General features: G+C 43.3%; 12 protein-coding genes. 6 read left to right on the forward strand and 6 right to left on the reverse strand.

Annotation, left to right across the window (positions count from 1 at the left end; all coding sequences use genetic code 11):
• The first annotated feature begins 66 nt into the window (after window positions 1-66).
• A complete protein-coding gene (locus HWQ44_RS23555; protein WP_292723774.1) occupies window positions 67-900 on the forward strand; it encodes a carbohydrate ABC transporter permease in 834 nt (277 codons plus the stop codon).
• A gap of 151 nt (window positions 901-1,051) precedes the next feature.
• On the opposite strand, the gene HWQ44_RS23560 is transcribed toward HWQ44_RS23555, so the two are convergent.
• Both HWQ44_RS23560 and HWQ44_RS23565 read right to left on the reverse strand, forming a co-directional pair.
• Window positions 1,052-1,705: a sugar transferase gene (locus HWQ44_RS23560; RefSeq protein ID WP_292723776.1), complete on the reverse strand. Its 654-nt coding sequence runs from the start codon at window positions 1,703-1,705 to the stop codon at window positions 1,052-1,054.
• Between the two features lie 351 nt (window positions 1,706-2,056).
• A complete protein-coding gene (locus tag HWQ44_RS23565; RefSeq protein WP_292723778.1) occupies window positions 2,057-6,145 on the reverse strand; it encodes a hypothetical protein in 4,089 nt (1,362 codons plus the stop codon).
• A 556-nt stretch (window positions 6,146-6,701) separates the two neighbouring features.
• On the opposite strand from HWQ44_RS23565, the gene HWQ44_RS23570 reads away from it, so the two are divergent.
• The 3 genes from HWQ44_RS23570 to cobT all read left to right on the forward strand — a co-directional run bounded on the left by HWQ44_RS23570 (window position 6,702) and on the right by cobT (window position 9,590).
• Window positions 6,702-7,403, forward strand: a complete 702-nt coding sequence (locus tag HWQ44_RS23570) for a Crp/Fnr family transcriptional regulator (protein ID WP_179065484.1) — start codon at window positions 6,702-6,704, stop codon at window positions 7,401-7,403.
• Between the two features lie 224 nt (window positions 7,404-7,627).
• Entirely contained in the window at window positions 7,628-8,368 is a 741-nt protein-coding gene (locus tag HWQ44_RS23575) for a DUF2232 domain-containing protein (protein WP_292723784.1), read from the forward strand.
• Between the two features lie 70 nt (window positions 8,369-8,438).
• Complete coding sequence (cobT, locus tag HWQ44_RS23580; protein WP_292723831.1) at window positions 8,439-9,590, forward strand: nicotinate mononucleotide-dependent phosphoribosyltransferase CobT; 1,152 nt, start codon at window positions 8,439-8,441, stop codon at window positions 9,588-9,590.
• A 563-nt stretch (window positions 9,591-10,153) separates the two neighbouring features.
• On the opposite strand, the gene HWQ44_RS23585 is transcribed toward cobT, so the two are convergent.
• Window positions 10,154-10,525, reverse strand: coding sequence for a hypothetical protein (locus HWQ44_RS23585; RefSeq protein WP_292723786.1), 372 nt, complete (start codon window positions 10,523-10,525; stop codon window positions 10,154-10,156).
• A 356-nt stretch (window positions 10,526-10,881) separates the two neighbouring features.
• On the opposite strand from HWQ44_RS23585, the gene HWQ44_RS23590 reads away from it, so the two are divergent.
• Together HWQ44_RS23590 and HWQ44_RS23595 are read left to right on the forward strand one after the other, a co-directional pair.
• Window positions 10,882-12,039 carry an extracellular solute-binding protein gene (locus tag HWQ44_RS23590; protein WP_292723787.1) on the forward strand — a complete coding sequence of 386 codons (1,158 nt, stop codon included), beginning with the start codon at window positions 10,882-10,884 and terminating at the stop codon, window positions 12,037-12,039.
• The gene (locus HWQ44_RS23595) at window positions 12,040-12,276 is read left to right on the forward strand and encodes a hypothetical protein (protein WP_292723789.1); all 237 of its coding nucleotides are present in this window, start codon (window positions 12,040-12,042) and stop codon (window positions 12,274-12,276) included.
• Window positions 12,277-12,322: 46 nt separating this feature from the next.
• On the opposite strand, the gene HWQ44_RS23600 is transcribed toward HWQ44_RS23595, so the two are convergent.
• From HWQ44_RS23600 to HWQ44_RS23610, 3 genes are all read right to left on the reverse strand, one after another.
• Window positions 12,323-13,039 carry a molybdopterin-dependent oxidoreductase gene (locus HWQ44_RS23600; RefSeq protein ID WP_292723791.1) on the reverse strand — a complete coding sequence of 239 codons (717 nt, stop codon included), beginning with the start codon at window positions 13,037-13,039 and terminating at the stop codon, window positions 12,323-12,325.
• A 7-nt stretch (window positions 13,040-13,046) separates the two neighbouring features.
• The gene (locus tag HWQ44_RS23605) at window positions 13,047-13,643 is read right to left on the reverse strand and encodes a cytochrome b/b6 domain-containing protein (RefSeq protein WP_292723793.1); all 597 of its coding nucleotides are present in this window, start codon (window positions 13,641-13,643) and stop codon (window positions 13,047-13,049) included.
• Between the two features lie 94 nt (window positions 13,644-13,737).
• The gene (locus tag HWQ44_RS23610; RefSeq protein ID WP_292723796.1) at window positions 13,738-14,430 is read right to left on the reverse strand and encodes a cytochrome c biogenesis CcdA family protein; all 693 of its coding nucleotides are present in this window, start codon (window positions 14,428-14,430) and stop codon (window positions 13,738-13,740) included.
• Window positions 14,431-14,438 lie beyond the last annotated feature (8 nt).

Below are 14,438 nucleotides of genomic sequence, written 5' to 3' on the forward strand. Positions count from 1 at the left end.
AAGACTTTTTAATTTGAGCAGATCATTATTTAATTTTCAAAAAAGATAATTTCCTATATTAATAAAATGCTGAACTGGAAAAAATCACGATCGCAGATTCTAATGTATGCACTGTTGGGAGCGATCGCACTGTTGATGCTCTTTCCTTTACTATGGCTAATTAGTACAGCCTTAAAATCACCAACGGAAAATATTTTTCAGTCGCCGCCACAATTGCTACCCAGTCAACCGACACTAAATAACTTCTCTAGTGTGTGGAACTCTTTACCTTTTGGACAATACCTATACAACAGTACCTTGGTATCAGTACTGACTGTGGGCTTAAATCTACTGTTTTGCGCCTTGGCTGCCTATCCATTGGCCAGATTGTCATTTGTGGGTCGAGACTGGATTTTTGTAGCGATCGTCTCTACGATTATGATTCCCTTCCAAATCGTGATGATTCCCCTCTATATTTTGACAGTCCAGATGGGTTTGAGAAATACTTATTTAGGGATTATTTTTCCGAGTTTAGCTTCTGCCTTTGGTATTTTTCTGTTGCGTCAAGCTTTCATGAGTGTCCCCAAAGAAATAGAAGAAGCCGCCCGGATGGATGGCAGTTCAGAGTTAGGTTTGTGGTGGCATATTATGTTACCAGCAGTTCGCCCTGCACTGGTAACTTTAGCGATTTTCGTATTTATTGGTGCTTGGAGTGACTTTTTGTGGCCTTTAATTGTCATCCAAGACGAAAATTTATACACTCTTCCTTTAGGAGTCGCAAAGCTAGCAGGGACATTTTCTCTTGACTGGCGGTTGGTAGCTGCTGGCTCAGTGATTGCGATCGCCCCAGTATTATTACTATTTCTGTTTTTACAACGTTATATTGTACCCACAGAAACAGGTAGCGGCGTCAAGGGTTGAAGGAGGCAGGGGAGCAGGGGAGACAGGGGGGGCAGGGGAGCAGGGGAGCGGGGGAGCAGAGGAGAAGTTGTAGTAAGTTTTTCCCCTCTGCTCCTCTGCTCCTCTGCTCCTCTGCCCCTCTGCCCCCATACCCAATGCCCCATTCCCAAATTCAATAAGCACCAGTCTTTTTAAATACTACCCAAATAGTTTTAATAATCAGACTCAGGTCATAAGTTACAGACCACTTGTGTTGATAATCTATATCCATTTTGACAATGGTTTCAAAATCTGTGACACTGGAGCGCCCATTAGCCTGCCATTCTCCGGTAATGCCTGGTTTGACTCGCAATCTATCCCAGTGGTGTAGATCGTAATTATTGACTTCATCAAGAGTAGGTGGACGAGTACCAACTAAACTCATGTCCCCTAACAAAACATTCCAAAATTGAGGGAATTCATCCAAGCTAGTACGCCGCAAAAATTTACCTACAGGAGTAATGCGAGGATCGTCAACAGATTTAAAGATGTGACCTTTGGCTTGATTCTCAACCAAATGCTTGAATTTATCGGCATCGACGATCATGGAACGGAATTTCCAGATGCGGAAAGTCTTTCCGTTCAAACCACAGCGAATTTGGGAATAAAATATTGGACTTGGCTCATGAATAAAGGTAGCAATTGCTACAGGAATTGCTACCATAAATGTAATAATCAGCCCTACAATGGCTCCAACAATGTCAATTAATCGTTTTCTCACGCTCAAAGTTGACGGGTGTGAAGGCTGTTGCAAACAATTAACTGAATAAAGATAAAGATTATTCACAAGGGCTAACTTATTTTATAACAGGAATTTTTACATCAGTAGTGTAGACGACATAAATATGATTTTTAAGCGATTTTTACTGCTGTTGTCATACCACTGAGTGTTAATATACACAGAACTTAATCAATATAAAAAGCAAAAACCCAAAATTTACAGAATCTTTCAATTAAAGTGATCGATTGTAAATCTACAGTATTTTCCCCATCCCATAAAAAAGATCCTACTACGGTACACATCCAAAAAGTTACTTTCCTGGAGTACCCAGTAGTACTTTGCAAAATTCTAAATGCTTATAAGGTAAGCATTTAGAATTTTGAGTAGGATCACTATTTCTAGCCTGATGTACTAGTCTCAATGATGAACTTCAAAGGCAAAATTCACCGTATATGGTTCCTCCAGTGATTGCTGATTACTAGCCTTGATCGCATCTAAATAGCGACGCAAAGACAACAGTTGTTGGGAATTGGGACGATAGGTGAGACTCCCTTGTTTTTCAAAAAGTGGTGCTGTGGCGATCGCCTGATACTCAGGATTTTCTTGTGAACTCTGGGTAAGCCACGTTGATTCTGTAACTGAAGGTATCAAACCCGAAGGTAGTTCACCTTCTAAAAAAGCTAGCAGCCGTTGCTGACAAGTCCGAGTATTGATTCCACGACCCTCAAATAACTGGATAACTTCACCAAAAGATAAGGGTCGGTCTGGTAGCAGCCGCAGCAATTCTGTAAATAGGAAATAATCAGTGTACTGTTGCCTGGGTATATCTAAAATCTGGGGATGTAGAGGCAGCATCGCCAAACCATAAGCAACCCGACTGCAATTAGGAGCGCCGTTTTCGCCGAGATATAAATCTTGAATAATCTTAGCGCTGGGAAGTTTTTGCCGTAACCAGCGGTTCACCGTCCCGATACAAGCCACCCCACCAGTCAGGATAGCTTGATTAATTGCTTCTGTAGGGATGCCACGAGCTACCAATAACTTGTTGAGTTCTCGGTTGAGGCGGCGAACAAAGGGGATAAATACCTGACTTTCTAAGTCTCGTCGCTGCAAAATCCACTGTTGATCGGCTAATTCCAAAGTAAAAGAGTCTTGGTGTTGCAAAATCAGCTTTAGGGCTAATGCTGCATCTAATACCGCCTGTCCCAGTAGAGAACTTTCTAGACGCTGCTGGAGGCGAATCCGAGTGGAGATATCAGGTTCTCCGACTCTGGGTAGTTCTAATTCTTCTAACCCTAAACTGTGCCAACGCATTTGGTCTAAACCGGGAATTGAGGGTTGCCATTGCCAAGGATTACTCGTGGTAGTTTTGCTATCGCTTGGTGTTTCTGGACGTGATTGCCGAGATTTAGGTGGCAATAGCAACTGGCAGATAATATCTTGTTCAATTCCCTTGCCAGCATAAGCAAAACTGTGCAGCATGAAATCATTGTATGTCAATTGCTGCAAGGTTTCTGGTAGATTTACTAGCAACATTTCTGTGGCAGTTGTCCCAATGTTAATCACAAGGGTGTTGCCAACAATGGGATGTTCGCTCGTTTTTGCTGGATGAGAACCTTGAGCATCGCTTAATTTTACCTGCTCACCATTAGCAGCATCGAGTTCTGGGAGTAGACTAGCGATCGCTTCTTCGACAAAAAAGACTTGCTGCGGATGTTGGATGAGTTTGCTAGTGAGTAAAGCTTCCCGCACATTAAAGCGGTATTGTTCCGACCAGCTAGATGGACAGGTGCAAATGACACCAGCAATATTATTAATGATTTTGGGAAAATTTTGTTCGCTGATTCCAACAGCGGCAGCCATTAAATTAGGGGTGGTACTTGTTTTTTCGGATTTGAGGGTTAATAGTAACTTAGAGAGCGATCGCACAACCCAAATCAAAGGCCCTGCCGAAAATTCATTTAATTGCAAAACAGGTTCCCATTTCTGTCGTTCACTCTTGTAGGGAATGGCTACTTGTAGATAAGGCTTCAACTGCGCCGAGTAGAGATTATTTGTCGTCGAATCTGCTATTGATCTCGGTGTTGCAGGAGTAGTGGCCGAGCGATCGGGCACTTTATCTTGGGCAACAGCCGCAGGTGTTGTCTGCTCGTGTGTCTCTATACTTTCGTTTTCACCTTGGGGTACAGAAGCTGTAGGCAGATAAACCTCTGTTGGTAAACGAAATGATTGCTGGAAGGAAGTTGTTCCCGGTGGATTTTCTGCTGACCAGTAGATAGGATGTACAACAAAAGTCGAGCGATTTAATAATGCAGCAGAAATTCCTGTTGTACCTAAATCAATTCCTAAATACCAGACTGATTCTAGAACATTAGGCGAAACTTCTGGATTATTTATGGAGTTGGAAATTGATGGTAAAGAATTTTCTTGAACAGGAGTTGTGACTTCCTTTTTTTTTTCAGTTTCTACCAGAGTAACTGCCAAACTGGAAAAAGCCGCAGTTGAAGTATTCTCTACTATTTGGAGATTTTCAGAGGAAGTTGTGGGGATTGTATCTTGAGTATTAGCAATTGTTTCCGAGAAAAGATCCAAGTTGGTAACTGGCTGCGACTCAGAATTTAGCTGCCGATCAAAATTAGCCAAATCCCGATCTAATTGCTGCAACTGTTCTTCATCTAGGGAAATATCAGGTACGCCTGGAGCCTGGTTTGACTCAATAGAAAGCAAGTTTTCTTGTGGCGAAGCAGCAATGTAGTTATCTGAAGCCGGTTCTGGCTGCTCATCGCTAATTAATACTTCCGATATGGCGACACCTTCTGTGCCAGACGCTACGCGAACGGTAGGCTTTGCCAACGCAATTTCTGCTACTTGTGGAGTAACTGGTGCTGTAGTTGTGGCATTATCCACAGAGGATGATACTTCCAGCAGTTGCTGCTCACTACCTATATCAGGCAATAGGTCAGTTGCTGTATTTGTGGCATTATTATCCACAGAGGATGATACTTCCAGCAGTTGCTGCTTACTACCTGTATCAGGCAATAGGTCAGTTAGGGTATTAATTGTATCAACACTAGCTGGCTGAGTGTCGACTTGTATCGGGAAAGTGTCTTTTTGTGGGGTAGAAAAGCTAAGAGGTGAGTTTAGGTCAGTCTCCTCTTCAAAAAATAGTTCTTCCTGTGGCTCTGATGAATCAGTGGTTTCGACTAAAGTCTCTTGGGTTGAAAGACCCGTATCTGGTGTCACAACCGCAGAATCCACGGTTGGGGTGACAGGTGGGGTCTGGGCGATGTTCAACGGTGATGAGGAGGCTGTGGAAGCAGATAAGTCATTTGTGGCAACATCGAGGTTTTGATTATTAAGATTACCAGCACCAAACAAACTGGCGTAAAGTTGGTCTACTTCGTCACCAATTAACGCAGAAATATCTTCCGGTAATTCGGTCGGGGTTTCAGAAGATTCAGACGAGTCTAAACCAAGCTGTAACAGTGCCGCATCTAGATCCTCTGTGAGAGTAGTCTCCTGTGGCTCAGAATTAATAGTGAGTGGAGATGAAGTTTCTGGCTCTATAAGCTCCAAAGGTTGGGGTGCAACTTCAGCAGCAATCTCGGCTGGGACAGCCAATGGTAGTGTCTCAGATTCTCCTCCCAGGAAAGATGGCTGGGAACTAGGGGATTCTTGCTGCAAATGCTGGGTCAAATTATTAAGAAAGCTGGTCATCAGCTGTTCACCTTGCATCCCCTTGCTATGCATTCTTGCCAGTGCTTGAGATAGGGATTCGTAATAGGTATTAATGTTGCGCTGTAGTGCCTCAAAGACTACATTTACCGTCCCATCTAGTGATAAGAGGCGTTGATCCAACTCCCTGGCCAGCTGGGTTAACCGCTCCACACTGTCTGGTGATTCTAAAAAAGGTTGAGTTGCAAAGGTTGCATGATTAGTTGCTCCTGAAGAACTGACAGAATTTTCCCCCGTCTGTCCTACCAGTGGCGTTAAAGTTGGCACAAGACGACTCATGAGTACCTGTAAAAATTCGGTAATCATTTGCTCCTGGTTTGTCAACTGCTGCGCTAAGGAGTAGTTTTGCAAACGCTTTTGTTCTAGCTGCCGAATTTCCTGGATGAGGGTGGCTCGCTCTTGCAAGAGCAATTCTAATTCCGATCGCAATGGCTGAATCAATCTCGAAAATTCATTTTTTAATTGTCCCGCGCCAACATTACTCTGTTCCTGACTAGGTTCGAGTTGCGGTAGGGGATACTGATTATGATCGCGAACAATAAATTTTGTTAACAAAGGCGATTGCGGTTCTTCAGAAGACTGATTTGAGATGCCGCTCTCTAATACTTCTTGTTCTTGTAACCTCACCAAGAAGTCGCGAATTCGTTCTAAAACTTCTTTAGGCTCTTGCGCCTGACCAGACAGAAATCTAGATAAGCGCTTGCCACCACTGGCAAGCAAGTTGTCAATGTCTGCGATCAGCTTTTGAATTTCATCTGCACTGGAAGTCACTTTCATCACCTTACGTAGAAAATTATGTCAACTAATGTGACAATTACTTTACAATCACCGCACCCCTATGGGGATCTTGCTACGCGCAGCGTCGACCATAGGAGAAGTTTTGAGTGGCAAAAGCCGCTGCTGGGACTTGTGACTGTCATTATGTTATGGATTACTGGGAGTAGTGGCAATCTTCAGTCAGCATTTGTATGAGAAGCTTAGTTTTGCAGGTCATTGGTTGCCTATTTTTGAAAATCGCTAAAATACCTGAGCAATAATTTACTCCCTTTAGTATCATTGATGTTGTTTGCCTATATTCTTAACTTATCAAGTTTGCAGTGCAGCTAGCCCCTAAGCAATACAACCGCAGGCTATAAACTACTTTTTGCAAAACTTTTACCCCGTTTAAACTTATAGGTAAAGATTATTTAGAAAAACGTTCTTGTCGCTTTCTTGTGTAGCATAGTTTAGTTTTCTCTTGGAAAGGGAGCTGTGCGATGATAGCTTAGGCTAAAAATGGCGCTCTTGTTTGTTGTATGTACATAGCAGCTTGAATAAAGATGTCGTAATGGAAGACCGATATAGCTTGCAAGCACAGGCTAATCCCTGGATGATCACCTCGGCTCCCTTTTTTCAAGGGTTGCCAGAAACTGCTGTGGAATCAGCTCTAATCCATCTTGTCACCCGCACTCACCCAGCCAATCAGGTAATTCTGCTAGAAAATGACTGGGGCGGTTCGGTGTATTTTATTATGGACGGATGGGTAAAAATTCGCACCTACAATCTGGAAGGAAAAGAGGTAACGCTGAATATTCTTGGCAAAGGGGAATTGTTTGGCGAAATGGCGGCGCTAGATGAAGTACCTCGATCCACAGATGTGATTACCTTAGCCCCAACGGTAATTGGCAGTATGCCTGCTCAGGATTTTGTCAAGTTACTTCAGATAGAACCCTTGGCGGGAGTTCGATTGGCGCAACTAATGGCACGACGTTTGCGGCAAGTAAATCGCCGATTGCGGCTGCGGGAATCTGATAGCCAGTCACGGGTGGCAGATACGTTGTTATTTTTGGCAGAAGGACAGGGAAAAAAAGGACAAACAGGAACTGAAATCCCCAATTTACCTCATCGGGAATTGAGTAGTTTGAGTGGACTGGCGCGGGAAACGGTGACACGAGTATTGACAAGGCTAGAAAAAAAAGGCTTGATTAAACGGGATCAAGACACTATTTGTATTCCTGATTTGTCAGCCTTGGAAAGAATGATCGTTTAACAGGTCGCGCCCATTCTTCCTCAACTTCTCTACGAGACGCTACGCAAACAGCTAAGAAAAGTTGGCGAAGAATGGACGCTCCGGGACTGGGTACTGGGTATTGGGTACTGGGGAAGAAATTCTTTTAAAATTTGCTTGGGGTATGAATCCCCATTCACATCTTCCCAATCCCTAGTACAATCAGTCCCCAATCCCCAATTCCCAGTTTAAGAACTTGTCAGAATATGAGTATTTTAGATTCTCTGCCAGATCAGCCGGAGGAAGATCCATCCCCTGAATCTCCAACTCCTCAGAATCATTGGTTAGACAAAGAACAGCAGTTAATGCCTCCTCAACTCAAGGCTGATGCACCCTTAAGGATGGTGGAAACGGCATTTTTAGCCAGTACCGCTAGCTTAATTTGGTTTATTAATTTCTACTTCCCCTTGGGCCCAGTTTTGCGGATATTTTTTCCGGTGCCGATCGCTCTAGTTTATCTGCGTTGGGGCAAACGTGCGGCATGGATGGCAGCACTCACCTCTGGGTTACTGCTGACGGTACTGATGGGGCCAGCCCGCAGTTTACTGTTTGTCATGCCCTATGGGTTCATGGGCGTGCTTTTGGGGGCGACGTGGTATCGTCGGCGTGTTCCCTGGATTGTTTCTATCACTTTGGGTACGCTGTTGGGTACTTTGGGAGTCTTTTTTCGGCTGTGGTTGCTGTCTGTTTTGTCAGGTGAAGATTTGTGGATTTATGTAATTACCCAGGTGACTGAGTTCATTGAGTGGGTATTTTTGAAGCTAAGTTTGTTAGCGAGTCCCAGCGTATTTTTGATTCAAGTAGGAGCGATCGCTCTAATTGTACTCAACAACTTTATCTACCTTTTTGTGGTACACCTGGCAGCATGGTTACTTTTTGACCGCCTGGGCAACCCCATTCCCCGGCCACCACACTGGGTGCAAGTCCTCATGGATTATGACGGATAGTCATTAGTCATTAGTTTTTGGTTAAATGATGAGTCCTAACTAATCAGCAATGCCCCATGCCCAATTCCCAATGCCCAATTCCCAAATTCGTATTTATACCCAAAAAGAACAGGGTGAAGAATGGCTACGACGGTATCGTGGTTATCTACCCGTATTTGCTTGTGTTTTAGGATTTACTGAAACTGGTTTAATTCCAGGAATTTCAGCAGCTGGTCGGACTCCAGAGGATCGGAAATATACCGCTTGTGCCGATGCCGAGTTTTTGTATTACGGCCCAGAACATAAAGCCCAATATCCCCTACCACCATTAGCGGCTGGGGCTTCACCTGTGCTGATTTCTCGCGCTATTTTTGAGTCACTAAAGATACCAGTTCATTTATTTAATGCTGGTTTACCCCAGTCTCCTGCTGTGCCAGTAATTGATTTGGGTGGTGCTTCTGCTAAGTGTTTAAGTGCAGGTGCTGCTATGGAAATCACAATAGTACACCACTTATTTAAACAAGGGCTACTTTGGGGAGAACGCCTTGCCGCCAGTATCCAACAGGGGTATCTGATTGTTGGTGAGTGCGTCGTCGGCGGCACTACAACTGCCCTGGCAATCTTAACTGGTTTAGGTATAGAAGCTACTGGAAAAGTTAACAGTAGCCACCCTATTTGTAACCACACGCAAAAGTGGGCACTAGTGCAAGCTGGACTAGAGAAGATAAACCTCCAATCTCAAAGCCAAAATTCTATAGATCCTCTACAACTCGTCGCTGCCGTGGGCGATCCTATGCAAGTAGTGGTAGCTGGAATGGCGATCGCAGCTAGTCGTAGTTGTGGTGTAATGCTTGCTGGAGGGACGCAAATGCTGGCGGTTTATGCGCTCATCCGTGCGATCGTTCAAGCTTACGCCTTATCATGGCAACCAGAAGCAGTAGTTGTAGGCACAACCCGCTGGGTGGCAGAAGACCCTACTGGTGCTACAGTTGACTTAGCCCTCAACTTAGGAAAAAGCAGCTTAACTCAGAGTGCAGGAATCCCTCCCCTATTAGCAACTCATCTGAGCTTTGCTGATTCTCGTTATCCCCAACTGAGAGCTTATGAGCAGGGCTTTGTCAAAGAAGGTATGGGTGCTGGAGCAGCTTGCATAGCCGCCCATCTTAGCCAAGATTGGCAGCAACACGAACTTTTGGCAGCCATTGAAGCCCAACTTGAACGGCTAAGTACTGCCTTGAACTAAAGATTAAAGTCTGTCTCTCTCCCTGGTTTTACTATGTAGTAAAACCAGGGAGAGGTCTTTTCTGTGTATCTGTGCGTAAGAGCGTCTTTCTAGCAATTTCAGTAGACCAAAAAGTTTTGCGTTAGCGTTCGCGAAGCGTCTCGTAAAGAAGGTATCGCTCTATGATGAATAGCTGTGCCAACCCTTTAAAAAAAGTTCGACTACCTATGGCTTGTCATCAACCAATTTGATCATAAGATGCTAAAAACACTAATGATAAAAACGCAGATTAATAAGAAAATCTTGGTTTTTGAACTATACAATACCCTAATGACACCAGTGTTAGGGTTGGTTTTTTTGTTTTATCGTGAGGTGTATACTAAAAACCTATAGGTAGATATATCACACTATTACGTAAATATATGTAATAGTGTGTTTAACTTTTTTATCAATTTGATTGATGGCTGGATTAATTGCTTATATCTAAGTATATGTCCATAAACCCATCACTCGACATTGAACTTAAAGGCTTGTCTTACCTACCTCGAATCCATTTTTTTAGTTCGTTGAACTTCAGGTTAAATTTAATGAATTCTCTCTCTAAGTAATTGTTCTTCTAAAGCAGCAATGCGATTGTAGGCTGCTGTTAATTGCGCTGTCAGTCGTTGTATTTGAATTTCTGGTGTTATGTTATCTCCACCTTGACGATGCATGTCTAGATAAATGCCATCTATCAATACATCCTTGTGTTCCATTTCTGGATTTAAACTTATACGTCCTTTGAACTGGTAGCCCCCAGTCGCGCCATTTTCCTGATAATTATTCTTTGCTTGTGTATTCGCTAAAGAACACTCTGAGAAAGCTTGAGTAACTTTACCATCAAGCTGCTCAATTACTTGGCACAGGGAATCCAGCTTTTGGCTTAAAGTCAGGATCTGCTGCTGTAATAGCTCCATTTAATACCTTTATCCAAATATTTTCTTTATGTTATTCAATTTACTCCCAATCTTAACGATACTTATGGATTATTTAAGTATTGATAATTTTTGCTGGAAATGTGACATTTAAATTATTACTTCTAAATAAAAGTAAAATCTTACCATAAGTACCTATAAGGAAATTTATGCAGAAAAATTAATCTTTAGGTAGTGATTTGCCTAAAAACTGGCTAATCAGACTGAAATATTCCAAATTATCGGTATTGTCAAGAAAAAATATTGCTAATTTTCCAACTCCACTTTTTCAGCTAGTCAGCCTCTGGTGAATCTCTGCTTAATATTAGGTATAATCAAAAATCTCAAATCCAAAATCAATGGATCGACGGTCTTTTTTGCTAGGTACAAGCACACTGGCACTTTCGCAACTGCTTTTTGGCTGTGGTGGAAACAACCAGACGCAACTAAAAGTACAGCTATTAAAAGGTTCTATACCTGGTCAGGTGGTGAATCAGTTCCACAAAGGTTTGCAGGAAGAGGTGCAGTTAAAGTTTGCTCCAGTTGAGCAAATACAGGATTTATTTCAGCAATTACAAAGTTGGCAGCAGAAACCGAAAGCCACCGATGAGCAGGGATGGAGTCGCTTTATACCCTTTAGGCAAGGTCAAAAAGCAGCTGAGGCAGACCTAGTGACATTGGGAGATTACTGGCTAAAAGCAGCTATTGAACAGAAATTGATTCAACCACTCCAAGAAGTACAGGGAAACCAATTAAAGCAATGGTCTGCTTTAGATGAAAGGTGGAAGAAATTAGTAACCCGCAACGATGAAGGTAACTTGGATACTCAAGGGAAGGTGTGGGGTGCGCCTTACCGCTGGGGTAGCACAGTGATTGTTTATAACCGCGACAAGTTGCAAAAATTGGGATGGACACCCAAAGATTGGAGTGATTTGTGGCGAGATGGAATGAAGGAGCGCATTTCCCTACTCAATCAACCACGAGAAGTTATTGGTTTGGTCTTAAAGAAGCTCGGAAAATCTTACAATACAGAGAATCTTGACCAAGTACCAGATTTGGAAAAGGAATTACAGACATTAAATCAACAGGTGAAGTTTTACAGTTCCAATCACTACTTGGAACCTTTAATTATGGAAGACACTTGGCTCGCGGTTGGTTGGTCAAGCGATGTACTACCAGTTCTGGGACGTTATCCGCAACTTGACGCAGTTATCCCCCAGTCAGGAACAGCAATCTGGGCGGACTTATGGGTACGTCCCGCAGGAATTAATAAGGGTACTTTATCAGATCAATGGATTAATTTTTGTTGGCAAGCAAGTACAGCTAAACAAATTTCGGTACTGACCAAAAGTAATTCGCCAATTTCTACAAATATTGCCGCTTCCGATATCCAAGAACCATTATGGAGCATATTACAGAGCGATCGCAGCGTTTTCGATAAAAGTGAATTTTTACTTCCCTTATCCCCATCAGCAATAAAACAATACGAGTCTTTATTCGCCAAAATCAAGGTTTAATTGGAAATTGGGGATTGGGTATTGGGCATTGACAAAGAGGCCGAGGGAAAATTCTTCTCCCTTGCTCCCCGCTCTCTTGCTTCTTCCCCATTCCCCAATGCTCATTCACGGGTATTAACTTCTACAGAACAGGAAAGTCAACGGGCTGAACAAGAAAGACAAAGGGCTACACGGTTGATTGCACAATTGCGTAGACGCATTCGCGTAGCGTCTCGTAGAAAAGCGGCTTGTCGTTAAACATCGCTAGGCGTTAAACCCGATGTAAATTAGCTTTTTACCTACCTCATAACCCTGCAAACCACTCATAGCCCTGATCCTCCCAATAGCCTTTAATAGGCAACAAATTGCTGACGAATGTAATTTGAGTTACCCACTTGCTTTGCTTATAGCCCAGTTTAATTGGGGATGCTAGGCGCATAGGCGCACCATTATCAACTGATAAGGGTTGTCCATTTTTTTGATAAGCCATGAGAGTTTGGGGATGTACAGCAGAGGCAATATCCCAGCTTTCATAGTAGCCATCAGCAGATTTGAAGTAGACATAGCGGACGTTTGACTTCGGCTGTACCAGTGCTACTAAATCTCGCAATCGTACACCTCCCCATTGAATGATCGCAGCCCAGCCTTCAACACAGACATGGCGAATTACCATTGAAGTCAAGGGAAGTTTTTGAATATCTGCCATACTCAATTGCATCGCGTTACTAACCTCACCATCAATCGTCAGGCGAAACTGCGCTGGATCAATTTGCGGGGTGAAGTCAAAGGTATTAACCAGCAATTTATCTGCTTCTATGGCACTGACAGGAAATTCAGGTACAGGTTTCTGAGTTAGCAAGAGTGCTTCAAGACTTTGGTTTAGTGGCTCAGATATTTGCTGCACATTATCTGAGAACAAATTTGTCCCACAGCCACCTAAAAGAAAGCCTACCCCTGAAAGTCCAGATAGTTGCAGTAACCGACGACGGGATAGGGTATGTTTGGGAAGAATCAAACTCATAGAACCTCTACAGGAACATAGACTTAATTAGACGGATGCTTCCTACCTTCAGTGCAAGTAAGGAATGAGCAATTGTAAACAGTATGACTGTGGGGACAGTGATAAAGTGAACAGTGCGTAGAGTCTGCCAACTACCAAATAGCCCGGAAAGCCAATGCAGTTGGGCAGGTTTGTACATCGCCAAACCACTCAAGATTGCCAGCAGCAGCACTGGAATGATAGCAGTATAAACTAGCCGATGCCATGCGTAGTTCTTGCGCTTTGGGTTCTGGCTGATTTGCAATGCTTTTAAGTCACCACTATCGGCAAAGCGACGTTGCCAGCGACGAGTGACTAAAATATAAAGTCCATACCAAAGTAAGTTCAGCGAAAACAGCCACATAGCAGCAAAATGCCAGTGTCTACCACCCCCTAACCAACCTCCTAGCAACAGAAGATCGGGAAAATGCCAACCGCCACGCCCTCCAAATACCGGATTGGCATTATAGATTTGCAGCCCGCTAGCGATCATCAAGATGAGACTGATGATATTAATCCAGTGAAAGGTTTTTGATAGGAAAGTCTGACTTGGTGTTGAGCGGATTTTGCGTTTAGATGAGGTCATACCAATTTTGGATTTTGGATTTGAGATTTTTAGATTGTTCCCAGTTAGACTTTCGGATTGGGTCTTCTAATCCAAAATCTAAAATTGGCATGTCTTATAGAGATTGAGTAGGAAAGAACGGAGCCAGCCAAAGTTGTATTTGGACATCCCAACCCAGAAGAATAGCAATTGCCGTAGCCACGATCGCTACGCCACCAATCCGTTGCAAAGCCGCACTATGGGAGCGAATATTGAGAATTCTTTGGCTGAGAACTCGTCCACCGTAGGCGATCGCCAAAAGAGGCAAACCTGTTCCGATTCCATAAGCAACCAGTAGCCAAAATGCACCTGTGACTTGATGATTAACTGCTGCTAGTACTAAAATTCCCCCCAAAACCGGCCCAGCACAGGGAGTCCACAAAAGCCCCAACTGAGTGCCTAGCCAAAACTCTCCCATGAGTCCGATTCGTGGAGTTTTTTTAGCCCACTTACCAACTGGAATATAACTAAATATTCGGTAACTCCAGGTGGGGAAAATAGCGAGTAATCCCAAAAATAAAAGGAGTGCGATCGCTCCATTGCGTAATAAATTAAGCAAGCCTGTAAACCAGCTTGTTGTTATCCCTAGTAAACTACCTGCTAGTGCAAAACCAGTGATTAATCCCCCTAACAGTGCTACTGGCCCATAAGTATGGGATTGGAGCGATCGCCCCAATAGCACAGGCAAAATCGGTAAAACACAGGGTGAAAGCACATTCAGAACTCCCCCCAGTAACGCCAGACTGATTGATAGAGTAGAAGTCGTCATAATTCCTT

It is taken from the genome of Nostoc sp. JL34 (assembly GCF_017114945.1).
Lineage (GTDB): Bacteria > Cyanobacteriota > Cyanobacteriia > Cyanobacteriales > Nostocaceae > Nostoc.

Bases quoted from the DNA above. Each gene is read 5' to 3' on its own strand.
- cobT (WP_292723831.1), top strand. From the start codon at position 8,439: ATGCCCAATTCCCAAATTCGTATTTATACCCAAAAAGAACAGGGTGAA.
- HWQ44_RS23605 (WP_292723793.1), bottom strand. From the start codon at position 13,643: ATGACCTCATCTAAACGCAAAATCCGCTCAACACCAAGTCAGACTTTC.
- HWQ44_RS23600 (WP_292723791.1), bottom strand. From the start codon at position 13,039: ATGAGTTTGATTCTTCCCAAACATACCCTATCCCGTCGTCGGTTACTG.
- HWQ44_RS23555 (WP_292723774.1), top strand. From the start codon at position 67: ATGCTGAACTGGAAAAAATCACGATCGCAGATTCTAATGTATGCACTG.
- HWQ44_RS23585 (WP_292723786.1), bottom strand. From the start codon at position 10,525: ATGGAGCTATTACAGCAGCAGATCCTGACTTTAAGCCAAAAGCTGGAT.
- HWQ44_RS23610 (WP_292723796.1), bottom strand. From the start codon at position 14,430: ATGACGACTTCTACTCTATCAATCAGTCTGGCGTTACTGGGGGGAGTT.
- HWQ44_RS23590 (WP_292723787.1), top strand. From the start codon at position 10,882: ATGGATCGACGGTCTTTTTTGCTAGGTACAAGCACACTGGCACTTTCG.
- HWQ44_RS23575 (WP_292723784.1), top strand. From the start codon at position 7,628: ATGAGTATTTTAGATTCTCTGCCAGATCAGCCGGAGGAAGATCCATCC.
- HWQ44_RS23570 (WP_179065484.1), top strand. From the start codon at position 6,702: ATGGAAGACCGATATAGCTTGCAAGCACAGGCTAATCCCTGGATGATC.